This is a genomic window from Mesorhizobium ventifaucium, assembly GCF_935822925.1.
GTDB lineage: Bacteria > Pseudomonadota > Alphaproteobacteria > Rhizobiales > Rhizobiaceae > Mesorhizobium > Mesorhizobium ventifaucium.
Genome location: NZ_CAKXZS010000011.1, coordinates 439167 through 462386 on the forward strand (window position 1 = coordinate 439167; position 23220 = coordinate 462386).

Annotated in this window: 22 protein-coding genes; 20 read left to right on the plus strand and 2 right to left on the minus strand. The window is 63.1% G+C overall.

The window, feature by feature from the left end:
• The first annotated feature begins 8 nt into the window (after positions 1–8).
• The 11 genes from NMG70_RS10320 (at position 9) to NMG70_RS10370 (ending at position 11624) form a co-directional block, all read left to right on the plus strand.
• Positions 9–1616, plus strand: a complete 1608-nt coding sequence (locus tag NMG70_RS10320) for a di-heme oxidoreductase family protein (protein WP_254024381.1) — start codon at positions 9–11, stop codon at positions 1614–1616.
• Positions 1616–2695 carry an imelysin family protein gene (locus NMG70_RS10325; RefSeq protein ID WP_254024382.1) on the plus strand — a complete coding sequence of 360 codons (1080 nt, stop codon included), beginning with the start codon at positions 1616–1618 and terminating at the stop codon, positions 2693–2695. Before NMG70_RS10320 ends, NMG70_RS10325 begins: the two co-directional genes overlap by 1 nt.
• 439 nt (positions 2696–3134) lie before the next feature.
• Positions 3135–4241 carry a DUF1513 domain-containing protein gene (locus NMG70_RS10330; RefSeq protein WP_254024383.1) on the plus strand — a complete coding sequence of 369 codons (1107 nt, stop codon included), beginning with the start codon at positions 3135–3137 and terminating at the stop codon, positions 4239–4241.
• 180 nt (positions 4242–4421) lie between these two features.
• The gene (tsaB, locus tag NMG70_RS10335) at positions 4422–5111 is read left to right on the plus strand and encodes a tRNA (adenosine(37)-N6)-threonylcarbamoyltransferase complex dimerization subunit type 1 TsaB (RefSeq protein ID WP_254024384.1); all 690 of its coding nucleotides are present in this window, start codon (positions 4422–4424) and stop codon (positions 5109–5111) included.
• Positions 5111–5605, plus strand: a complete 495-nt coding sequence (rimI, locus tag NMG70_RS10340) for a ribosomal protein S18-alanine N-acetyltransferase (RefSeq protein ID WP_254024385.1) — start codon at positions 5111–5113, stop codon at positions 5603–5605. Before tsaB ends, rimI begins: the two co-directional genes overlap by 1 nt.
• A gap of 143 nt (positions 5606–5748) precedes the next feature.
• Positions 5749–6549 carry a lyso-ornithine lipid O-acyltransferase gene (gene olsA, locus NMG70_RS10345; protein ID WP_254024386.1) on the plus strand — a complete coding sequence of 267 codons (801 nt, stop codon included), beginning with the start codon at positions 5749–5751 and terminating at the stop codon, positions 6547–6549.
• 99 nt (positions 6550–6648) lie between these two features.
• Complete coding sequence (miaB, locus tag NMG70_RS10350; RefSeq protein WP_301555143.1) at positions 6649–8058, plus strand: tRNA (N6-isopentenyl adenosine(37)-C2)-methylthiotransferase MiaB; 1410 nt, start codon at positions 6649–6651, stop codon at positions 8056–8058.
• A gap of 83 nt (positions 8059–8141) precedes the next feature.
• Entirely contained in the window at positions 8142–9134 is a 993-nt protein-coding gene (locus NMG70_RS10355) for a PhoH family protein (RefSeq protein WP_436798370.1), read from the plus strand.
• A 76-nt stretch (positions 9135–9210) separates the two neighbouring features.
• Positions 9211–9717 carry an rRNA maturation RNase YbeY gene (ybeY, locus tag NMG70_RS10360; protein WP_254024387.1) on the plus strand — a complete coding sequence of 169 codons (507 nt, stop codon included), beginning with the start codon at positions 9211–9213 and terminating at the stop codon, positions 9715–9717.
• A 27-nt stretch (positions 9718–9744) separates the two neighbouring features.
• Positions 9745–10818, plus strand: a complete 1074-nt coding sequence (locus NMG70_RS10365; RefSeq protein WP_254024388.1) for a hemolysin family protein — start codon at positions 9745–9747, stop codon at positions 10816–10818.
• Between the two features lie 302 nt (positions 10819–11120).
• Positions 11121–11624, plus strand: a complete 504-nt coding sequence (locus tag NMG70_RS10370) for an alpha/beta fold hydrolase (protein ID WP_254024389.1) — start codon at positions 11121–11123, stop codon at positions 11622–11624.
• On the opposite strand, the gene NMG70_RS32900 is transcribed toward NMG70_RS10370, so the two are convergent.
• Entirely contained in the window at positions 11529–11819 is a 291-nt protein-coding gene (locus NMG70_RS32900; protein ID WP_367185520.1) for a hypothetical protein, read from the minus strand. The genes NMG70_RS10370 and NMG70_RS32900 overlap by 96 nt on opposite strands.
• Here NMG70_RS32900 and NMG70_RS10375 point away from each other — a divergent pair.
• From NMG70_RS10375 to trmB, 5 genes are all read left to right on the plus strand, one after another.
• Positions 11745–11936 carry an alpha/beta fold hydrolase gene (locus tag NMG70_RS10375; protein ID WP_367185519.1) on the plus strand — a complete coding sequence of 64 codons (192 nt, stop codon included), beginning with the start codon at positions 11745–11747 and terminating at the stop codon, positions 11934–11936. The two genes, NMG70_RS32900 and NMG70_RS10375, sit on opposite strands and share 75 nt — an antisense overlap.
• Before the next feature lie 278 nt (positions 11937–12214).
• Complete coding sequence (lnt, locus tag NMG70_RS10380; protein WP_254024391.1) at positions 12215–13831, plus strand: apolipoprotein N-acyltransferase; 1617 nt, start codon at positions 12215–12217, stop codon at positions 13829–13831.
• Positions 13832–13969: 138 nt separating this feature from the next.
• Positions 13970–14389 (plus strand): helix-turn-helix domain-containing protein, encoded by a 420-nt coding sequence (locus tag NMG70_RS10385; RefSeq protein ID WP_254024392.1) that lies wholly within the window; start codon positions 13970–13972, stop codon positions 14387–14389.
• Positions 14390–14889: 500 nt separating this feature from the next.
• Entirely contained in the window at positions 14890–16179 is a 1290-nt protein-coding gene (gene metK / locus NMG70_RS10390) for a methionine adenosyltransferase (protein WP_254024393.1), read from the plus strand.
• A 56-nt stretch (positions 16180–16235) separates the two neighbouring features.
• Positions 16236–16937, plus strand: a complete 702-nt coding sequence (gene trmB, locus NMG70_RS10395; protein WP_254024527.1) for a tRNA (guanine(46)-N(7))-methyltransferase TrmB — start codon at positions 16236–16238, stop codon at positions 16935–16937.
• Positions 16938–17022: 85 nt separating this feature from the next.
• On the opposite strand, the gene NMG70_RS10400 is transcribed toward trmB, so the two are convergent.
• Positions 17023–17187, minus strand: coding sequence for a hypothetical protein (locus NMG70_RS10400; RefSeq protein WP_254024394.1), 165 nt, complete (start codon positions 17185–17187; stop codon positions 17023–17025).
• 297 nt (positions 17188–17484) lie between these two features.
• On the opposite strand from NMG70_RS10400, the gene rimP reads away from it, so the two are divergent.
• Genes rimP through infB form a run of 4 tightly spaced genes read left to right on the plus strand, consistent with a single transcriptional unit; the run spans position 17485 to position 23038 of the window.
• Positions 17485–18141, plus strand: coding sequence for a ribosome maturation factor RimP (gene rimP, locus NMG70_RS10405; RefSeq protein ID WP_254024395.1), 657 nt, complete (start codon positions 17485–17487; stop codon positions 18139–18141).
• Between the two features lie 48 nt (positions 18142–18189).
• Entirely contained in the window at positions 18190–19785 is a 1596-nt protein-coding gene (nusA, locus tag NMG70_RS10410; protein WP_254024396.1) for a transcription termination factor NusA, read from the plus strand.
• Positions 19786–19823: 38 nt separating this feature from the next.
• Positions 19824–20474: an RNA-binding protein gene (locus NMG70_RS10415; RefSeq protein ID WP_254024397.1), complete on the plus strand. Its 651-nt coding sequence runs from the start codon at positions 19824–19826 to the stop codon at positions 20472–20474.
• Positions 20471–23038 (plus strand): translation initiation factor IF-2, encoded by a 2568-nt coding sequence (gene infB, locus NMG70_RS10420; RefSeq protein ID WP_254024398.1) that lies wholly within the window; start codon positions 20471–20473, stop codon positions 23036–23038. The genes NMG70_RS10415 and infB overlap by 4 nt, the downstream gene beginning before the upstream one ends.
• Positions 23039–23220: the final 182 nt, after the last annotated feature.

Below are 23220 nucleotides of genomic sequence, written 5' to 3' on the forward strand. Positions count from 1 at the left end.
ATGCGGGAATGCGGCGCCCCTTAGATTTCTTGCGCCGCTTGCGGCGGGCCGAGGATTACGGCCTGCCGTCCCAGCACAACCCGCGATACGGCTGGGTTCGCGGGCTTTCGCTTGCCGTAGTGGTCGCGCTGACCGCCTCGGCGCTGGCCGGCGCGCCCGAACCGGCGAGTCTCGCCACCAGCCGTGCCGATCTGACGCCGAAGGATCTTGCGCGCGTCATTGCCATCACCGGGCCGACCAGGGATTTCTCCAAGCCCGAACAGTTCGAGCCGATGCAGGGCGGCGCCGGCACGTCACGGAAAGGCGCCAACAAGGACGCTTTCTCGCAATCCTCGACCAATATCACGTTCGAGGAAGAGGGCACCTTCAAGCTCGGCAATGCCCTTTTCCGCAAGAACTGGGTGTCGTCGCCCTCGTCGACGCAGGCATCGGACGGGCTTGGTCCGCTGTTCAACGAGCGGGCGTGCCAGAATTGCCATCTGAAGGACGGTCGCGGTCATCCGCCGGACGCCGACAGCGGTACCACTTCGATGTTCCTGCGGCTGGCGCGCCAGGCGAGCACCGAGGAGGAGAAAGCAGCGCTGGCCGCCCGCAAGGTGCTCAACTTCCCCGATCCGGTCTACGGCTCGCAATTGCAGGAACTGGCCGTTCCGGGTCTTCGGGGCGAAGGCAGGATGCGTGTCGTCTATCAGGAGCAAAAAGTCACGCTGCCGGACGGCACCGTGGTTTGGCTGCGCAAGCCGAGCTATTCGGTCGATGAACTTGCCAACGGGCCGCTCGATCCGCACACCACGCTTTCGCCGCGCTTGACGCCGCCGATGATCGGCCTCGGCCTGGTCGAGCAAATCGCGCCGGCCGACATTCTCGCCGATGCCGATCCGGACGATCGGGATGGTGACGGCATCTCCGGCAAGCCCAACATCGTGCGCGACGGCCAGAGCGGCGAGCCGACGCTCGGCCGCTTCGGCTGGAAGGCGCAGGCCCCTTCGATCCGCCAGCAAGCGGCGGACGCGTTCGCCGGCGACATCGGCATTTCGACGCCGGAAGTGCCGAACCACTGGGGGGATTGCACCGCGGCCGAAAAGACCTGCCTTGCCATGCCCAGCGGCGCCCAGGAGCGCCTCGGCCCGGTCGAGGCGCCGCCGCCGGTCATGGACCTCGTCACCTTCTATTCGCAAAACCTCGCCGTGCCGGCGCGGCGCGATCTCGACAAGCCCGATGTGCTGGCCGGCAAGAAACTGTTCTACGACATGGGCTGCATTTCCTGCCATACGCCGAAATTCGTCACCCGCCGCGGCACGCCCAACAAGGCACAGGCCTTCCAGCTGATCTGGCCCTATTCCGATTTTCTGCTGCACGACATGGGACCGGACCTCGCCGACGGGCAAGCGGTGGGCGATGCTACCGGGAGCGAATGGCGAACGCCGCCGCTGTGGGGCATCGGTCTTACCCAGACCGTCAACGGCAACAACTTCTTCCTGCATGACGGGCGGGCGCGCACGCTAACCGAGGCGATCCTGTGGCATGGCGGCGAGGGGCAGAAGGCGCGTGACCGTTTTGCCGCCGCCGCCGCGCCCGATCGCGCCGCACTGGTCAAATTCCTGGAGTCGTTGTGATGTCGAAGCGTCTGGCGGTTGTCCTGGCTCTCCCGCTGGTCCTCGCCTGCGCATTGTCGGCGTCCGCAGCGGTGAAGGCTTCCGACGTGATCCAGCGAGCAATCGACGGCTTTGTTCGCCCCGCCTATACGCGCCTGCATGACCATGCGGACAGCCTGAGCAACGCAGTGCGCACCCTGTGCGACGCGCCTTCGCAGGACCATCTTGATGCGGCGCGCGCCGAGTTCTCCGGCACCGTGGATGCCTGGTCGGTCGTCGAGATCATCCGCATCGGACCGATCACGCAGAACAACCGGCTGGAGCGCATGCTGTTCTGGCCGGACCGAAAGAGCATCGGCCTGAGGCAGGTGCAGGCGGCGCTGGCCAGTAAAGACCGGACCGCCGCCGATCCGGCCCAGCTGGCGACAAAGAGCGTCGCCATGCAAGGGCTCGGCGCGCTGGAATTCGTGCTTTACGGCGATGGCGCCGAGCGGCTCGCCGGCAAGGACGATCCCTATCGCTGCGCTTACGGCGCGGCCGTCGCCGGCAACATCGAAACGATTGCCGCCGAGGTCAGCGACGCCTGGAACAAGCCCGACGGCTTTGCAGCACTTTGGGCCAATCCGGGGCCGCAAAACGCACTCTACCGCGACGGCACGGAAGCGGTGACCGAACTGGTCGGCGTCTTCATCAACGAACTGGAGTTGGTCCGTGACGTGCGCCTGAAAGGTTTTCTGGGGAGTAGCCCGGAGGCCGACAAGCCGAAACAGGCGATCTACTGGCGTTCACAAAACACCACGCGTTCGCTGACCGGAAACCTTTCGGGCATGGACGCTCTGTTCCAGGCTTCGCAGCTTGGCGACGCGCTGTCGCCCGATGCGCGCTGGATGGCGGAATCGATCCACATCCAGCTCGTCAACGGCGCCGCCGACGCTACCGCCATCAGAGGCCCGATCGACAAGGCGCTCGCCGACCCGACGCTGCGCCAGAAGCTCGACCACTTTTCGCTGGTGACATCCAGCCTATCGACCCTGATCGGCACCAGGCTGACCGCCGAATTCGGCCTGACCGCCGGGTTCTCGTCGCTCGACGGAGACTGAGCATGATCTGGAAAAGTTGGAGACTTTTTGGACTAATTTCTGGCGCAGAAGGTTGACTGATCGGATGACGTGGATGGGATCGCATGCTCTCGAGATTGGCTGAAACGCCCTTCCCGTCGTCATCCTGGGGCGGAGCAAGGAGCGAAGCGACGCGGCGCAGACCCCAGGATCCATGCCGTGACTTCAAGGCGCTGCAACGGTGCGGAATTCTGCTCCGCTGCAAACTTCGACCAAGATTACGGCATGGATCCTTGGGTCTCCGCGACGGAGCTTCGCTCCTGCTCCGCCCAAGGATGACGAAGCTGGGGAGGCTTCGGCCAATCCCGAACGCCTGTGGTGATCCATTCAAACGATCGCTGGGTGCCTGGCGCCAGGAAGCCCTCCGATCTGTCAAGATCCCCGTGTCGAGGAAGGGGACCGTGCCCGAGAGGACGGTCTCTTGAAAACGCCGCTGATCGATCGTCGTGATTTTCTCAGGGCCGCAGGCGTTGGCTTTGTTGCCGCGATGGCGCCACCGGCATGGGCGAAGACGCTTGCCACCGACGCCGTCTTCGCCAGCGCTTTCGTCAAGCGCGACGGCAGCTATGGCGCGGCGATCCTGTCCGAGGCCGGCAAGGTGCTGCATGCCATCGACCTGCCCGCCCGCGGTCACGATGTCACCTTCGATCCGGTGTCAAAGCGCTCCGTGGTCTTTGCCAGGCAGCCCGGCACCTTCGCCGTGGTCTTCGACCACACCGGCCGCGACGAGCCGCTGACCATTGCCAGCGTCAGTGGACGGCATTTCTTCGGCCACGGCGTGTTTTCGACCGATGGTGCGCTGCTCTACGCCACCGAGAACGATTTCGACAATGCCGCCGGCGTGGTCGGCGTCTATGACGCGCGTGCGAAATTCAAGCGCGTTGGTGAGTTCCCGACCTATGGCACGGGTCCGCACGAGCTTCTGCTGCTCGGCGACGGCAGGACGATTGCCGTCGCCAATGGCGGCATCGAGACGCATCCGGATTATGGCCGCGCCGAGCTCAACATCGCGACGATGAAGCCATCTTATGTGCTGGTCGACCGCCTTACCGGCGACCTTGCCGAAAAGCACGAATTGCCGCCGGCGCTGCACCAGCTTTCGATCCGGCACATGGATACCGACAAATCCGGCACGGTCTGGTTCGGCTGCCAGTACAGGGGGCCGGGCAGCGATTGTCCGCTGCTGGTCGGCTGCGCCGCCCGCGGCAAGGAATTGCAACTGCTCGACATGCCGCAGGACGTGCTGTCCGGCTTGAGGAACTACATCGGCTCGGTCGCCGCCAACCCCGCTGCCGGCACCGTCGCCGTGTCCTCGCCGGAAGGCAACTCGCTTGCGGTGATCGATGCGACCAGCGGCCGGATCGTCGCCACCAACGCATTGGCCGAGGTCTGCGGCTTGGCGCCCGACGGGACGGGCTTCATGGCGACGACTGGCACGGGCGAAATCGTCGAAGCGGGCGGCGCGACACGGTCCGAGCCGGACTATGTCTGGGACAATCACATGCTGCGCATCGACCAGACCGCATAGTGCGGCACTGGTTCATTGAGGGTTGGGTTCGCTGAAAGTTGCCTCTTTTGGGCGAGGTCGAAGCGAAGCCGCCAAACGATTTATGCATTATCCCCTTGCAGGGATGAGCCATGGCAGGCACAGGGAAATTGTCTTTCGAACTCCCTGTACCCCAAGCGGGTGCTCCCAACCGGCCGCCTCATGAAGTTGCTTGCCATCGATTGTGCCGCCAATCTCTGCGCCGCCTGTGTCTACGACGCGGCGGCCGCGAAGGAACTCGGCCGCTCGGTGCTCGATCTCGGCAAGGGCCATGCCGAACATCTGATGGCTGTGATCGAAGAGGCGTTGACGACCGGCGGCGCCGACTATGCCGGCCTCGGCGCCATCGCTGTCTCCACCGGCCCGGGCTCCTTCACAGGACTGCGCGTTGGCGTCTCGGCGGCGCGGGGCCTGGCGCTGGCGCTGAAAATCCCGGCAATCGGGGTGACGACGCTGGAAGCGCTGGCGGCGCAAGCAAAAGCGACATTTCCCGGCCGCGCCGTCCTGGCCGCGCTCGACGCCGGCCGCGAGGAGATCCATGCAGCGCTTTACGACGAAGCATCCGTTTTGATTTACGGTCCCGCTGTGACCACGCTTTCGCAAGCCGCCGCCATGGCGGTTGACAGGTCTCCGGTTCTGGCCGGCACGGCGGCCACGCAAATCGCCGCGTCGGCCGGGCGCGCCTTCGACATCGGCCCGACAAGTGCCACTTCGGATATCGCCTTCTATGCCCGGCTGGCCGCTACCAAGGGTGAAGGCGAAAAGCCGAAACCGCTTTATTTGCGCGGGGCGGACGCCAAGCCGCAGGCCGGGTTTATCCTGTCCAGGAAGAAAGCCGGGAAGAAAAACTGATGCGCATTCCTTTCCTCCAGCCGCGCCGCAGGGACTTTGCGCTCGAGCCGCTGACGATTGCCGACAGTGCGGCCCTGTCGGTGCTGCATCGCGAGGATTTCGTCCGGCCGTGGAGCGACGACGAATTCGCCGCACTGCTCGAGCAGGACACGGTGTTCGGCTATGCCGCGCGCGAGAGCGGTCAGGGTGCCAAGCCGCCGGTCGGTTTCGTGCTGGCGCGCCTGGCAGCCGGCGAAGGCGAGATCCTGACTGTCGCGGTGGCGCGCTCCCATCGCCGCCAGGGGCTCGGCTGGCAATTGATGGACGCGGTGCTGCGTGAACTGCATGCGCAACGCGCAGAGGCGCTTTTCCTCGAGGTCGACGAGACCAACGTCGCCGCGATCGCGCTCTACCGGCGGCTGGGATTCCGCGAGGTCGGCAAACGTGCCAACTATTACAGATCGCCCGAGCACGGCCCGACCGGAGCGCTTGTCATGCGCCGCGATCTTCGCTAGCGCTGCGGCCCGCAAATCGGAACCGATTTTCGGAAAGCACGATGCGTAGGTCGAGATGCGCAGATTCAAAGCGCTAGAGCGTGCTTTGGGCGTCCAGTTGGACGCGTCGCTCTAGCCAGAACTCGGGATAGGGCCAAGAGCGGATGATCGGAAAAATCAGGATCTTCCTGGCGCTGAGCCTCGTTGTCGCAGGCTCGTTGATCCTCGTGCCGTTGCAGATCCTGTCGATGAAGACCGGCCTCTGGCGCGAGACTTTCATTCTGAAGATCTGGCACCGGCTCATCATCCGGGCGCTCGGCATGCGCATCCATGTCAGCGGGACCTTGTCCAATCAGCGCCCGTTATTGGTTGCGTCGAACCATATCTCCTGGACCGACATCATGGTGCTGGGATCGATGACCGACGTGACGTTCATCGCCAGGGCCGACATGGCCGGCTGGCCATTGATCGGCATGTTGTCGAAGCTGCAGCGCACCGTTTTCATCGAGCGCGAGCGCAAGCGTTCGTCAGGTGACCAGGCGAGCGAAATCGCCAGCCGCATGGCCAAGGGTGACGCCATGGTGCTGTTTGCCGAAGGTTCGACCTCCGACGGCAACATGATCCTGCCGTTCAAGAGCACGCTGTTCGGCGCCGCCTCGATGGCGATTTCGGAAGGGGCGGCCGAAAAAGTCTTCATCCAGCCGGTGGCGATCGTCTACACGCGCCTGCATGGCGTGCCGCTCGGCCGCAGGCACCGGCCGATTGCCGCCTGGATCGGCGACGAGGATTTGATGCCGCATCTCAGGGTCCTGATGGCGGAGGGCGGGCTCGATGTCGAAGTGCATTTCGGCGAGCCGGTCGCCTTCTCCAAGGGCTCCAGCCGCAAAGAAACGGCCAGGCTGATGGAAAGTCAGGTGCGTGATATGGTGCAAGCGGCGCTCGCCGATCCGCGCCCGAGCCGGTAAGCCGGAAAAGCTACAGCGCTTTGCGCGTCCACGGGAGGCGCGGCGCTGCAAAGCAGAATCGTCTGTTTTTTGTCGGGGAAAGGCGTTAGAAGCCGCCAGATGGAATTGAACACGATCGAACGGGACGACATCGATACTGCGACCGAAACTGCGGTCGCGCCGCCTGCCGCGAGCCGGAAGGTCTTCGTCAAGACCTATGGCTGCCAGATGAACGTCTACGATTCGCAGCGCATGACCGACGCGCTGGCCGCCGACGGCTACACTGCGACGGATGCGATCGGCGAGGCCGATCTGGTGCTGCTCAACACCTGCCATATCCGCGAGAAAGCCGCCGAAAAGGTCTATTCCGAACTCGGCCGCATTCGTGAGATGAAGGCCGAACGGGCTCGGGCCGGCCGCGAGATGCTGGTCGGCGTCGCCGGCTGCGTGGCGCAGGCCGAGGGCTCCGAGATCATCCGCCGCTCGCCTTCCGTTGATCTGGTCATCGGCCCGCAGACCTATCATCGGCTTCCGCATGTGCTGGCACGGGTGCGTGGCGGCGAAAAGATCGTCGAGACGGACTACGCCATCGAGGACAAGTTCGAGCATCTGCCGCAGCCGAAGCGCGCCGAGATCACCAGGCGCGGCGTCACCGCGTTCCTGACCGTGCAGGAAGGTTGTGACAAGTTCTGCACCTTCTGCGTCGTGCCCTATACCAGAGGCTCGGAAGTGTCGCGGCCGGTGGCGCAGATCGTCGCCGAGGCCGAGCGGCTGGCGCAAGCCGGCGTGCGCGAGGTGACGCTGCTTGGCCAGAACGTCAATGCCTGGCACGGCGAAGGCGAAAACGCCGAGGAATGGGGCCTTGGCCGCCTGCTGTTCCGGCTGGCCGAGATTCCCGGGCTGGCGCGGCTGCGCTACACCACCAGCCATCCGCGCGACATGGACGACGAATTGATCGCCGCTCACCGTGACTTGCCGGCACTGATGCCCTATCTGCATTTGCCTGTGCAATCCGGCTCCGACCGCATCCTCAAGGCGATGAACCGCAGGCATACGGCAAAAGACTATCTGACGCTGCTCGACCGGATCCGCGCCGCACGCAGCGATATCGCGCTTTCGGGCGATTTCATTGTCGGCTTTCCCGGCGAGACGGATGCGGATTTCGAGGCGACGATGGACCTTGTCCGCCAGGTGAACTATGCCTCGGCCTTCTCGTTCAAATATTCGCCGCGCCCCGGCACGCCGGGCGCGGAAATGGCCGATCATGTGCCGGAAGCGGTTAAGGACGAGCGCCTGCAGCGGCTGCAGGCGCTGCTGCTGACCCAGCAGCAGGATTTCGGCGCCAGCCTGATCGGCAGCACCATCGACACGCTGATCGAGAAGCCGGGCCGTCAGGCTGGCCAGAAGGTCGGCCGCTCGCCGTGGCTGCAGCCGGTTATTGTTGATGAAAAGTCCGGCGAAATCGGTGAGATTATCCAGGTACGAATCACGAAGACGGGTTACAACAGCCTGTTCGCCGAATTGGCCTGAAGGTCTCGGCAGATGAGGAGAGACGGTTGAGCGCTGCGGAAGTGAAGAACCTGCCCCAGAACCTACCATCGGGGGCTTCGGATATGGCGCACATCGTTCTGACTTTCGACAATAACAAGCTTGCCAGCGCCCTTTACGGCCAGTTCGACGAGAATCTGGCCAGGCTCGAGCAGAAGCTTGGCGTCGATATCCGCTCGCGCGGCAACCAGCTGACCATTAAGGGCTCCGCCTCGGCCGCCGAGCAGGCGCGCCGCGCCCTGGATAATCTCTACGGCATTCTCCAGAAAGGCGCTGACATCGGCCAGTCGGACGTCGACGGTGCCGTCCGCATGGCGATCGCCGCCGACGACCAACTGACACTGCCGACACTGGAGCGCAAGGGCAAGGTGTCCGCCGCCCAGATATCGACGCGCAAGAAGACGATCTATGCCCGCTCGCTCAACCAGGACGCCTATATGCGCGCGCTGGAGCGGTCCGAACTCGTCTTCGGCATCGGCCCGGCTGGCACGGGAAAAACCTTCCTGGCGGTGGCGCATGCGGCGATGCTGCTCGAACGCGGCATGGTCGAGCGCATCGTGCTGTCGCGGCCGGCCGTCGAGGCCGGCGAGCGGCTCGGCTTCCTGCCCGGCGACATGAAGGAGAAGGTCGATCCCTATCTGCGGCCGCTCTATGACGCGCTTTACGAGATGATGCCGGCCGACAAGGTCGAGCGGGCGATTGCCGCCGAGGTGATCGAGATCGCGCCGCTGGCCTTCATGCGCGGCCGCACGCTGGCGCACGCCGCCGTCATCCTCGACGAGGCGCAGAACACCACGCCGATGCAGATGAAGATGTTCCTGACCCGTCTCGGCGAGAATTCGCGCATGATTGTCACCGGCGATCCGACCCAGATCGACCTGCCGCAAAACACCAAATCCGGTCTGGTCGAGGCGCTCAGGATCCTCGACGGCGTCACCGGCATGGTGACGGTGCGCTTCAACGAAGGCGACGTCGTCAGGCATCCGCTGGTCGCCGAGATCGTCAAGGCCTACGACCGCGACGGCAAGCTGGCCCGGGGCCTGGGCGCCGAAGGCTAGAGCATCGGACCCAAAAGTGGGAACCGGTTTTGGGGAAATCCGATGCTCAAACAAGAAAACACGATGATGCGGCCTTATGGCTGAGGACAAAAAATCTGTAGGCGGGGATCTTCCGGTTCCCGTCGACATCGATATAGCAATCGAAGCGGGCGACTGGCCCGATGAGGCCGCGCTGACGCGGCTGGTCGATGACGCCGTTGCCGCCGCGTTTACCGAAGCCGGTGCGGCCGGCCGTTCCGAACTCAGCATCGTTTTTTCTGACGATGCCCGTATCCGCAGTCTCAATGCGGGGTGGCGCGGCAAGGACAAACCGACCAACGTCCTGTCTTTCCCGGCTTTTCCGCTCGCCAAGGGCGGTCCGCTGCCGCCCATGCTGGGCGACATTGTGCTGGCCGCCGAGACGGTTGCGCGGGAAGCCGCACTGGAAGACAAGCCTGTCGACAACCATATCACCCATCTCGTCATCCACGGCCTGCTGCATTTGCTGGGCTACGATCACGAGACCGACGCCGAGGCCGAAGAAATGGAAGCCGTCGAACGCGCAGCACTTGCAAGGCTTGCCATTCCCGATCCCTACGCGTAACTAAAAAGATCAAATGACCGGACGACGATGAACGACAAACCAGAGACTGCCGCCCGCCCAGACGCCGGCAGTGCGACCACGCCATCCGAACAGACGGAAGAGGACTCTAGTCCGAGTACCACGACCGGCAGCTTCGCCAGCGAGTCATCGCCTGCCGGTCCTTCCCTGTTCGATCGCGTGCTCGGCCTGTTCAGGCAACGCAACGGCACCAGCCTGCGCGAGGAGATCGCCGACGCGCTTGCCGAAACGGCGAGCGATGCCGGCGCCTTTTCGCCCGGCGAACGAGCCATGCTCAACAACATCCTGCGCCTGCGCGAGGTTCGCGTCGAGGATGTCATGGTGCCGCGCGCCGACATCGAGGCGGTCGAGATCACGACGAACCTGGGCGATCTTCTGGGACTGTTCGAGCAGTCCGGCCATTCCCGCATGCCGGTCTATTCGGAGACGCTCGACGACCCGCGCGGCATGGTCCACATCCGCGACGTGCTCGCTCACATCACCAAGATCGCCCGCGTCAGAAAGGGCAGGACGACCAGGAAGGCCGCCCCTGCCACGCTTCTCGATCTCGCCAAGGTCGATCTCACGCGCACCATCGGCGACCTGACCCTGATCCGCCCGGTGCTTTTCGTGCCGCCGTCGATGCTCGCCTCCGATCTGATGGGGCGGATGCAGGCGATGCGCACCCAGATGGCGCTGGTCATCGACGAATATGGCGGCACCGATGGTCTGGTCTCGCTCGAGGACATCGTCGAGATGGTGGTCGGCGACATCGAGGACGAGCACGACGAGGACGAGCCGATGATCACCCAGACCGGCGAGGGCGTGTTCGTCGTCGACGGCAAGGCCGAGATCGACGATGTCGCCAAGATGATCGGCGAGGATTTCGCCGCCGGCGAGCATGGCGAATATGTCGACACGATCGGCGGCATGATCTTCAACACGCTTGGCCGGGTCCCGGCCCGCGGCGAAGTGGTGCAGGCCATCCCTGGGTTCGAATTCCATGTGCTCGACGCCGATCCACGCCGCGTCAAGCGTGTGCGCATCGTGGAGACCCAGAAGGGCGAGCGCCGGCGGCGCGCCGTCCGCGCCGAGCAGGCTTGAAAGACGCCGCTCGCCCGATGACGGTCGACGATCCGTTCAAGCGCTCAACCTTGGGCTCAGGCATATTCTGCAAGGATCCGCGCGCCGCATTGATCTGGCTTGAAAATGCTTTCGGCTCGAGCCGAGCATGGTGGTCAGCGACGCTGACGGCAGGCTCGTCCATTCCGAGATGCGGTCGGTGACGCTCCGTTCCACGCGAGGAGGCTGAGCGGCTGGGCGATTTGCAGATCGAAGGCTGGCACCGATCACGTCTCGTCTGAGTTTCAGTAATGGATGGGGCCGGTGCTCTAGGAGAATATCTGATGTCGTGGAAACTCGATGAGACCGTGGAAACGTCTGCGGGCGCTGTGGCAGCGGGTCGATTTGGTAGGGGGCCTGCGCTCGTGCTGGCTCACGGCTGGCCGTGGTCTTCATTCTCATGGCATCGGATTATTCCAGACCTTGCAAGGCGGTATCGTGTCCATTGGTACGATATGCCCGGATACGGGCGATCCGCCAAAGCCGCGGAGCAGCGCACCTCACTCGATGTGCAAGGAGAAGTATTCGCCGAGATGCTTGCGCATTGGGACCTTGAGCAGCCTATGGTCGTTGCCCATGACTTTGGCGGAGCGACGACGCTACGGGCGCATTTGCTGCATGGCTGCGACTTCGAGCGGTATGTCCTGATGAATGTCGTCGCCATGCGCCCTTGGGGATCGGAGTTTCTTCGATCATGTCGGTCGCCATGTGGATGCCTTTCTGGGCCTGCCGCCGCATATCCACAGAGCGGTCGTGGAGGCATATATCAAAGGGGCGATCGCAAATGACATCGATTCCGGAGATTTCGAAAAACTTGTCGAGCCGTGGCTTGCCGAGGAAGCTTCTATCGGCAATTCGCGCAAGCCGACGAAAAATATACCGCCGAAGTCGAGCCGGCGTTCGGGGATATCAGGTGTCCGGTAAAGATAATCTGGGGCAAGGACGATCCATGGATCCCGCTGGAGCGAGGCGAAGCGCTTCATGCGCTGATCCCGCAGGCATCGTTCGAAACACTGCCTGGCGCCGGTCACTTACCGCAGCTCGAAGCCCCGGATCTCGTCCTGGAGCGGCTGAACGCATTTCTATCGCGCACATCCTAGTGATATACCGGCACGCGATGCCTGCGCGACAATTCACATGCGACGCTTGTCTTGCCGGCGTCAGTCGCCCCACCTATCCAGCAGACCTTAGAGAGTTGAAGCTTGAGTCGTTCGTTCATCTATCCAGACTGTGAGCCAAAAACGACCATTGTCGGACGTCCGCAAGGAGTCGATTGCCGAAATTCAATCCGGCACGGTGGCTGAAGCGGTGGCCGTTTGGAGCGTGGACCGTGGCCTGATAAATCTTCTGCCGTGATTCGCACGACTCGGAAGCATCGATGAAGCGCCTGGCCGGCCGGATAATTCTGCTCTGGGGCTGGCGCCGCGCACTTGTGGCGTTTCTCGCCGGTGCGCTGGCGGTTCTTGCCCAGGCGCCTTACGATTTCTTTGCCGTCTGTTTCGTTTCGTTTCCGCTGCTGGTCTGGCTCCTCGACGGCGCAACCGGCGAAGCCTCCGATGGCTGGTTCCGGCATTTGCGGCCCGCCTTTGCCGTCGGCTGGTGGTTCGGCTTCGGCTATTTTCTCGCCGGCCTGTGGTGGATCGGCTCGGCACTTCTGGTCGAGGCCGACAGTTTCGCCTGGGCGCTTCCCTTCGCAGTGGTCGGAATTCCGCTGGCGCTCGCCTTTTTCTATGGCTTCGCGACAGCGGTTGCCCGGCTGCTGTGGAGCAACGATATCGGCCGCATCGCCGCCCTTGCCTTCGGCTTCGGCCTGGCGGAATGGCTGCGCGACTTTCTGTTCACCGGCTTTCCCTGGAATGCCGTCGGCTACGCGGCGATGCCGGTGCCCTTGCTTATGCAGAGCGTGTCGGTGACCGGCATGGTCGGCATCAACGCGCTGGCGGTCTTTGTCTTTGCATTGCCGGCCCTGCTTGCGGCGCGCCGGCATGTCCGCCTGGGGGCTGCACTGGTTGCCGTTCTCGTCGCGGCCCATCTCGGCTTCGGCTATATCAGGCTTGCTGCCAAGGTCGAGCCCGAAACCCGCGCAATCGACGTCCGCATCGTGCAGCCGGCCGTCGACCTCAGCGAAAAGTGGGACGCTTCGGTGCCCGACCGGATCTTCGCTACGCTGATGGGGCTTTCGGCCAAGGCGCCAGAGGCCGGCCCAGAGACTGGCCCGGAGACTAGCCATGACAAGCCGCAATTGATCCTGTGGCCGGAAACCTCCGTGCCGTTTTTTTTCGCCGAGCGTCCCGATGCGCTGACCGCGCTGGGAGAGATGCTTGGCGACGGCCAGACGCTGATCGCCGGCGTCGTCCGGGAGGAGGGCGGGTCGGCGGAAGATGCCGACAGGCGGTACTACAATTCGGTAGTGGCAATCGACGACAAGGGACAAATCGCAGATGCAGTCGACAAGGTTCATCTGGTGCCCTTTGGCGAGTATCTGCCTTTTGCCGACCTGCTTGGCCGCTTGGGGCTCAAACAGCTCGTCGCCGGGCCGACAACCTACGCGGCGGGCAATGAGCGGCACCCGATCGCGCTGCCCGGCGGCATCCGCGTGCTTCCGTTCATTTGCTATGAAGTCATCTTTCCCGATCTGGTGGCGATTGACGCTACGTCAGCAGAGCTTATTGTGAATGTCACGAACGACGCGTGGTTCGGTGACACGCCGGGTCCGTACCAGCATTTCAGGCAGGCGCAGATTCGTGCGGTGGAGAACGGGGTGCCCTTGTTGCGCGCAGCCAATAACGGCATCTCCGCTGTCGTCGATCCGCGCGGACGCATCCTCGACGCGCTGGCGATCGACGCGCGCGGAGCCATCGATGTCCATGTTCCGATTTCCGATCAAGCCATCGTTTCTTCCCGCCAAAGACGCATTAACGGACTGATGATCATGGTGCTGTTCGCCTTGGCCGCTTTCACATTCAATGTAAGGCAACGGCTACGGGCGAATTGACAGTCGACACATTAGAAACTCATACTGTAACGGCCTGAAATTTCTCGAAGTCAGTACGTTGTTGTGTTGGGGCACTGGCCGCCGGCTTCGTTTGGGCAGAAAAAACACAAAAAGCCGGAAAAATTCGGCGAGGAAAAAATGGCAGAAGAAAACAAGAAGAAGCCGAATCCTATCGACATCCATGTCGGAAGTCGCATCAGGCTTCGTCGCAATATGTTGGGTATGAGTCAGGAAAAGCTGGGCGAGAACCTCGGCATAACGTTTCAGCAGATACAGAAATACGAAAAGGGGACCAATCGCGTTGGCGCTAGCCGTTTGCAGGCAATCGCGTCGATACTGGGCGTGCCTGTCGCTTTCTTTTTCGAGGACGCTCCGGGCCAGGAGGCGGTGGGCAACCGCGGATTTGCCGAGGATGCATCAATGGCTTCTGCCGTCGAATTCTGCGGCAGTCCTGAAGGTCTTCAACTCAACCGGGCCTTCGTCAAGATCGCCGACGTGAAGATACGCCGCAAGGTTATCGAGCTTGTGAAGGCGCTTTCCGCCGACGAAGTCGATTGATTTTGGCCGATTGACTTGGGCCGATTGATTTGGGCCGATTGATTTGGCGGCCGCTGAAGTCCGAAATGGCGAGGCCGTCATAGCGGGGCAGGAAAATTCTCGCGATCTCGCGCATCGTGGAATTGGCATCCCGCAGGCATGCCGAGAGCGGATCGATTTTGCTCGACACCCATGCTCAAAGTCTTTTTCATCAATGTGTTGAAGCTGAATACGCGTTGGAGCTGATGCATCTCGCGCAAAGGCATGGCCTCGGGCTTGAACCGAGGATGCGCAACGGTTTTGCGATGACGACATGCATAAAAACAAGAACTTAAGGCGCGTCGCATGGATCCGCTCAGCCACAACGCGCTTTAAGCACGCTACAAGGTCACAGTGGTACAAGATAATAGCGCGATTTTCATGCCAGAATGGCCGCACCGCTTGACGAGCGCCGCCCGGCACAGCTAACACGTGGCGCGCCAATCGGCAGCGTGCCGATATTTTTTCAAGAGGGGACACCCGTGACGCGGCAAAACTATCTATTCACCTCGGAATCCGTTGCCGAGGGTCATCCCGACAAGGTCTGCGACCGCATCTCCGACGAGATCGTCGATCTGGTCTATCGCGAGGCCAGAAAGACCGGCATGGACCCTTGGAAGGTCCGCGTCGCCTGCGAAACGCTGGCGACCACGAATCGCGTCGTCATCGCCGGCGAAGTGCGCGTCCCCGAGACCCTGCTCAAGAAGGACAAGGCCGGCAACATCCTGATGGATACCGCCGGTCATCCGCTTGTCAATCCGGCGAAGTTCAAGTCGGCCGCGCGCAAGGCGATCCGCGAAATCGGCTATGAACAGGCCGGGTTCCACTGGAAGACGGCAAAGATCGAGGTTCTGCTGCACGGGCAGTCGCCGGATATCGGCCAGGGCGTCGACAATGCCTCCGACCGGCAAGGCGAGGAAGGGGCCGGCGACCAGGGCATCATGTTCGGCTATGCCTGCCGCGAGACGCCGGATCTGATGCCGGCGCCGATCTACTACAGCCACAAGATCCTCGAATTGCTGGCCGCCGCGCGCCATGAGGGTAATGGCGATGCCGGCCGGCTCGGGCCGGACGCCAAGAGCCAGGTCACCGTCCGCTATGTCGACGGCAAGGCGGCGGAAGTGACGCAAATCGTGCTGTCCACCCAGCACCTCGACGCCAGCTGGGATTCGAAGAAGGTCCGCAACGTCGTCGAACCCTATATTCGCGAGGCGCTAGGCGACCTGAGGATCGCCGACAGCTGCAACTGGTACATCAACCCGACGGGCAAGTTCGTCATCGGCGGGCCCGACGGCGACGCCGGCCTGACCGGGCGCAAGATCATCGTCGACACTTACGGCGGTGCTGCGCCCCATGGCGGCGGTGCTTTTTCCGGCAAGGACACCACCAAGGTCGACCGTTCCGCAGCCTATGCGGCACGCTACCTCGCCAAGAACGTGGTGGCGGCCAAGCTCGCCGATCGCTGCACCATCCAGCTTTCCTATGCCATTGGCGTCGCCCAGCCGCTGTCGGTCTATGTCGACCTGCACGGCACCGGCAAGGTCGATGAGGCAAAGCTCGAGCATGCGCTGCGCACCGTGATGGACCTGTCGCCGTCCGGCATCCGCCGCCATCTCGATCTCAACAAGCCGATTTACGCCAAGACGTCGTCCTACGGCCATTTCGGCCGCAAGGCCGGCCGCGACGGGTCCTTCTCCTGGGAAAAGACCGACCTCGCCAAGGCGCTCAAGGACGCACTCACCGAAGCGCCCGCCGAAGCAGTCGCGGCCTAGCCGCGGCGTCCATAGATCCGGAAGACATGGATCCGAAAGACATGGATCCGAAAGTCATGGATCCGAAAGGCCGGCCAAGCCGTGCGACCGAAGCATTTTTCGGTCGCCGGCGCGGCAAGACCATCCGTCCGCAGCAGGCGGCGGCACTGGAAAGGGGCTTCAGCACCTACCGGCTCGATCTGACGGCTGGACCGCCGGCCGAATTGCGCAGCCTGTTCGAAGCCGATGTCCGCGCCATTCATCTCGAAATTGGTTTTGGTGGCGGCGAACACCTGCTGCATCGGGCGACGGCGGCTCCTGAGACCGGTTTTGTCGGCGTCGAGCCTTTCGTCAACGGCATGGCCAAGATGATGATGGCGGTCAGGGAACAGCCGCTTGCCAATCTTCGGGTCCATGACGACGACGCCACGCGCCTGCTCGACTGGCTCCCGCAAGCCTCGCTCGACGGCATCGACCTTCTCTATCCCGATCCCTGGCCGAAGAAGAAACACTGGAAGCGCCGCTTCGTCAGTCCGGTCAATCTCGACCGTTTCGCTCGCGTCCTGAAGTCAGGCGGAAAATTCCGCTTTACTTCCGATATCGATAGCTATGTGAACTGGACGCTGCTGCATTGCCGCGCACATGATGCGTTTGCGTGGCAGGCTGAAGAGGCAGCCGACTGGCATCGGCCCTATGAGGGTTGGCCGGGTACACGCTACGAGGCGAAAGCCGTTCGCGAAGGCCGTCGGCCGGCCTATCTTACCTTCGTCCGAAGATAGGCATACTTCGTTAAGCATCGCGCATCGCGCATCGCGCTTTGCCGTCGACGAGGACCAAAGATGTCCTCGCCCTGCGTCGCCGGTCTTAGAAGCGGCCGATCTTGTCGAAGGCGACCGGATCCATGCCAAGATTGCGCAGATCGCGCGCGCGCGGCTTGCGGCCGGTTTCGACGGCGTGTGAAGCGGCGACGGCGCTGCCGAACACGGTGAAGAAATCGCCGATGGCCGAGAAAACCTTGCGGTTGGTCATGATTATGCCCTTTCGCCTGCTGCGATGGCTGATTGAATTTGTGCAGCGCAACATAAATAGGCGCGTATTGCCTGATATCACAGGGCCGTTGCCGCATGGCCGCCATGCGCCCTGTGCAACGCTGCCGCCCCCGACACTTTCGCCATACCCTGCATCATACCCTGCATGCGGACTTGAAACGACGGCCGCGATCGTCTATATCAAGCTCAAATTCTTGGTCGGTATGGCGAAGAGTGGGTCCACCCGGTCCCGCTCTTTTTTGTTAGCTTCCGGCCGCCGTGAAGCGACAGGAATAGAATGACGGCAACCGTACCCCACAGCGACGATCGCATCATCCGCGAAAGCGGCATCGATGCGCGCATCGCGCTGATCGTGCAGCCGGTGCTGCGTGCCATCGGCTTCCGACTTGTCAGGGTGCATCTGACGGGCCAGAACGGGCTGACGCTGCAGATCATGGCCGAACGCGAGGATGGCACCATGACCGTCGAGGACTGCGAAGAGGTCAGCCGGGCGGTGTCGCCGGCGCTCGATGTCGATGATCCGATCGAAAAGGCGTATCATCTCGAAGTGTCGTCGCCGGGAATCGACCGGCCACTGGTCCGCAAGTCGGATTTCGCGACCTGGACGGGTCATCTGGTGAAGATGGAAACCTCGGTCCTCGTCGCCGACCGCAAGCGCTTCAAGGGCAAGATCGCCGAGAGCGACGCGGACGGCGTGCTGATCGAGCGCGACAAGGCCGCCTATGGCGAACAGCCGACGGTGCGCGTGCCCTACGATGCGATTGCCGAAGCACGGCTGATCCTGACCGACGACCTTATCCGCGACGCGTTGTCGAAGGACAACAGGGCGCGCAAGGAAGCCAAGAAGCGCCGCGACGAGCCCGAAGACGCGCCAGAGGGCGTAGAAGAGGGTGTAGAAGCGGGCGCGGAAGATGAAACCGAACAGAAAATGTGATTGGGCTGCCGGGCGCAAAGGCTCGGCAACAAGCTCGGGAGAAAAAAGATGGTTGTAAGCGCAAACAGGCTTGAACTGCTGCAGATCGCCGATGCGGTCGCGCGTGAGAAGTCGATCGACAAGTCAATCGTCATCGCGGCTATGGCCGATGCGATCCAGAAGGCGGCGCGCTCGCGCTATGGCCAAGAAACCAACATCCGTGCCGACATCAATCCGAATACCGGCGAGATGAAGCTGCAGCGGCTGATGGAAGTGGTCGAGAAGGTCGACGATTATGCGACGCAGATCGCCATTTCCTCGGCGCGTGAGCGCAATCCCGACGCTCAGCTCGGCGACTTCATTGCCGAACAGCTGCCGCCGATGGATTTCGGCCGCATCGCCGCCCAGTCGGCCAAGCAGGTCATCGTGCAGAAGGTGCGCGAGGCCGAGCGTGACCGCCAGTACGACGAGTACAAGGACCGTATCGGCGAGATCGTCAACGGCACTGTCAAACGTGTCGAATACGGCAACGTCATCGTCGATCTCGGCCGCGGCGAGGCGATCATCCGCCGCGACGAACTGATCCCGCGCGAAAACTACAAATATGGCGATCGCGTCCGCGCCTATGTCTATGATGTGCGCCGCGAGCAGCGCGGTCCGCAGATCTTCCTGTCTCGTACCCATCCGCAGTTCATGGCGAAGCTGTTCACCATGGAAGTGCCGGAAATCTACGACGGGATCATCGAGATCAAGTCGGTCGCCCGCGATCCCGGTTCGCGCGCCAAGATCGCCGTCATCTCGCGTGACAGTTCCATCGATCCGGTCGGCGCCTGCGTCGGCATGCGCGGCAGCCGCGTTCAGGCGGTGGTCGGCGAATTGCAGGGCGAGAAGATCGACATCATTCCGTGGTCGCCTTCGGCCGCTTCCTTCATCGTCAACGCACTGCAGCCGGCGGAAGTCGCCAAGGTCGTGCTCGACGAGGACGCCGAACGCATCGAGGTCGTGGTGCCGGACGACCAGCTGTCGCTGGCCATCGGCCGCCGCGGCCAGAACGTCCGCCTCGCCTCGCAGCTCACCGGCTGGGATATCGACATCCTGACCGAGCAGGAAGAGAGCGAGCGCCGCCAGAAGGAGTTCGTCGAACGCTCGGCGCTGTTCATGGATGCGCTCAACGTCGACGAGATGGTCGGCCAGGTGCTCGCCTCGGAAGGCTTCACCAGCGTCGAGGAAGTCGCCTATGTCGATGCCGACGAGATCGCGTCGATCGACGGCTTCGACGAGGACACCGCGTCGGAAATCCAGGCCCGCGCCCGCGAATATCTGGAGAAGATCGAAGCCGAGCATGACGAGAAACGCAAGGCGTTGGGCGTCAAGGACGAGTTGCGTGATATTCCAGGCGTGACCACCGCCATGATGGTGACGCTCGGCGAAGACGGCGTGAAGACGATCGAGGATTTCGCCGGCTATGCGGCCGATGACCTGACCGGCTGGAAGGAACGCAAGGACGGCGAGACGAAGGTATTCCCGGGTGTGCTCGCCAATCACGGCGTGTCGCGGGCCGATGCCGAGCAGATGGTTCTGGCTGCCCGCCTCAAGGCCGGCTGGATCACCGAAGACGAGCTTGCAGCCGAAGACGTGCCGGCTGACGAAGCCGTTGGTGCGTGAGGTGAAACCGCATCGCACACAAACCGCCCTTGGACGAGATGAACGATCGCACTTGCATCGTCACGCGCAGACAGGCCGAACCGGATGAACTGATCCGTTTCGTCGTCGGCCCGGATTCGGGCGTCGTTCCGGATATTAAGAAAAACCTGCCCGGCCGCGGTTGCTGGGTGACTGCCGACCGCCTACATATCGACAAGGCGGCAGCGAAAAACCTGTTCGCTCGCGCCTTCAAGGCGCAGGTGACCGTGCCGACCGATCTCGGCGGCATGGTCGACGGGCTGCTTTCCAGATACGCTCTGGGCATGCTCGGTCTTGCCCGCAAGGCAGGTGCGATCGCGCTCGGCGCCACTAAGGTCGAGAGCGCGGTGCGTGGTGGGCTGGCGCTTTTCGTGTTGCATGCGACCGAGGCGTCAGATGACGGCGTCCGCAAGATCAGCCAGGCGCGACGGGCAACCGTCCACCTCGGCGGCCCCGCCATCCCTGCCTACAAACTTTTCTCCAAGGCCGAGTTGAGCTTGGCATTGGGGGGTACAAATGTGATACATGCTGCCGTTCTCGCGGGAGACGCGGGCAGGGCGGTCCAGAAGCGCATGGTTGCGCTCGACCGGTATCGGGGCGGTTCCCCGGACGATCTGGCAATGCTTGCGGCCGTTGCTGACGAAGATGATGCCGCAGAGGATGTGGAATGAACGATACGAAATCGGGCGACGACAAGACGCTGAGTGTTACGCCGAAGAAGACCTTGACGCTGAAGCGCCCCGGTACGGAGCAGGGCACCGTGCGCCAGAGCTTCTCGCATGGCCGCACCAAGGCGGTCGTGGTTGAGACCAAGAAGCGCAAGTTCTCGCTGCCCGGCGACAAGCCGGAGCCGGCCGCTGCCCCTGTGTCCGTCTTCACTCCGAAGCCGCAGGTCGCGGCAGCGCCGGTTGTGCAGGAAGCGCCCAAGGCGCCGCCGCCTCCGCCGCCGGTCGAACGCGGCGGCATGGTGCTGAACGAATTGTCGCGCAATGAGATGGAGGCGCGCCGCCGGGCTCTTGAGGGTTCAAAGGTGCGCGATGTCGAAGATCGCCAGCGCGCCATCGAAGAGGCCAAGCGCCGCGCCGAGGATGAAGAGCGCCGCCGTCGCGAGCGCGAGGAATCCGCGCGCCGCCAGGCCGAGGAAGAAGCCCGGCTGCAGGCCGAGGCCGAGTCCCGCCGGCGTGCCGAGGAAGAGGCGCGCCGCCGCGCGCCGCTGGCCGCCGAACTGGCGACAGTCGACGACGAGGACGTCAAGCCGAAGCGGATCGGCGCCGGTGCCCCGGTGCGCCGTCCGGTCACGCCCGAAGTGGCGCGTCCAGCCAAGCCGACCAAGGGCGAGGAAGATCGCCGCCGCGGCAAGCTGACGCTGAATGCCGCACTTTCCGATGAGGATGCGCGTGCGCGTTCGCTGTCGTCGATGCGTCGGCGCCAGGAGAAATTCAAGCGCGCGCTGCATAATGAACCGCGCGAGAAAGTCATGCGCGAAGTGATACTGCCCGAAACCATCACCATCCAGGAACTGGCGCAGCGCATGTCCGAGCGCGCCGTCGATGTGGTCAAGTTCTTCATGAAACAAGGCCAGATCCTGAAGCCGGGCGACGTCATCGACGCCGACACGGCCGAGCTGGTCGCTACCGAATTCGGCCACACAGTTCGCCGCGTCGCCGAGTCCGACATCGAGGAAGGCCTGTTCAACATCGCCGATCGCCCCGAGGATCTCGAGCCGCGTCCGCCGGTGGTGACCATCATGGGCCATGTCGACCACGGCAAGACGTCGCTGCTCGACGCCATCCGCAATGCCAATGTCGTATCCGGCGAAGCCGGCGGCATCACCCAGCATATCGGCGCCTATCAGGTCGAGAAGAACGGTCACAAGATCACCTTCATCGACACGCCCGGCCACGCCGCCTTCACGGCGATGCGCGCCCGTGGCGCTCAGGCGACCGACATCGCCATCCTCGTCGTGGCGGCCGACGACAGCGTGATGCCGCAGACGATCGAATCGATCAGCCATGCCAAGGCGGCTGGCGTTCCGATCATTGTGGCGATCAACAAGATCGACAAGCATGACGCCGATCCGCAGAAGGTACGTTCTGAACTGCTGCGCCATGAAGTCTTCGTCGAATCGATGGGCGGCGAGGTGCTGGACGTCGAAGTCTCGGCGACCAAGGGCATTAATCTCGACAAGCTGCTCGAAGCGATCCTGCTGCAGGCCGAAATCCTCGACCTGAAGGCCAATCCGGACCGCACCGCCGAGGGCGTCGTCATCGAAGCCCAGCTCGACAAGGGCCGCGGCCCCGTCGCCACGGTGCTGGTCCAGACCGGCACGCTGATGCCTGGCGACATCCTCGTTGCCGGCAACGAATGGGGCCGGGTGCGCGCGCTGGTCAACGACCGCGGCGGGCAGATCAAGGAAGCGCCGCCGGCTATGCCGGTGGAAGTGCTCGGTTTGCAGGGAACCCCGCAGGCCGGCGACCGCTTCGCCGTCGTCAACAACGAGGCCCGCGCCCGCGAGATCACCGAATATCGCCAGCGTCTGGCGCGTGAGAAGGCGGTGGCCAAGCATGCCGGCCAGCGCGGCTCGCTCGAACAGATGATGTCGCAACTGCAGACGAGCGGCCTGAAGGAATTCCCGCTGGTCATCAAGGGCGACGTGCAGGGCTCGATCGAGGCAATCAGCGCGGCGCTGGACAAGCTCGGCACCGACGAGGTGCGTGCGCGCATCGTTCATGCCGGCGCCGGCGGCATCACCGAAAGCGATGTGTCGCTGGCGGAAACCTCGGGTGCCGCAATCATCGGCTTCAACGTTCGCGCCAATGTGCAGGCGCGTGCGGCGGCCGCGGCTGCAGGTATCGAGATCCGCTACTACTCGATCATCTACAACCTCGTGGATGACGTGAAGGCGGCGCTGTCCGGCCTGCTGTCGCCGGAGCGTCGCGAGACCTTCATCGGCAATGCCGAGATCCTCGAGATCTTCGACATCACCAAGGTCGGCAAGATCGCCGGCTGCCGTGTCACCGAAGGCAAGGTCGAGCGCGGTGCGGGCGTTCGCCTGATCCGCGACAACGTCGTCATCCACGAAGGCACGCTGAAGACGCTGAAGCGCTTCAAGGACGAAGTTGCGGAGGTTCCGGGTGGCCAGGAATGCGGCATGGCCTTCCAGAACTACGAAGACATGCGCGTCGGCGACGTCATCGAGTGCTTCCGCGTCGAGATGGTGACCAGGACGCTCTGAGTTCGAGTATTCCGGGCCAAACCGGGCGGTGGTCGAAAGGCCGCCGCCTAAACCATGATCCGAAAAGTGGAATCCGGTTTTCGGAGAAGATCATGGTCAATCAAAAAGATAGAGCCTGATCCATCCGATTCATATCGGATGGATCAGGCTCTAAAGCATATGAGACATGCGGCACGGTCCCA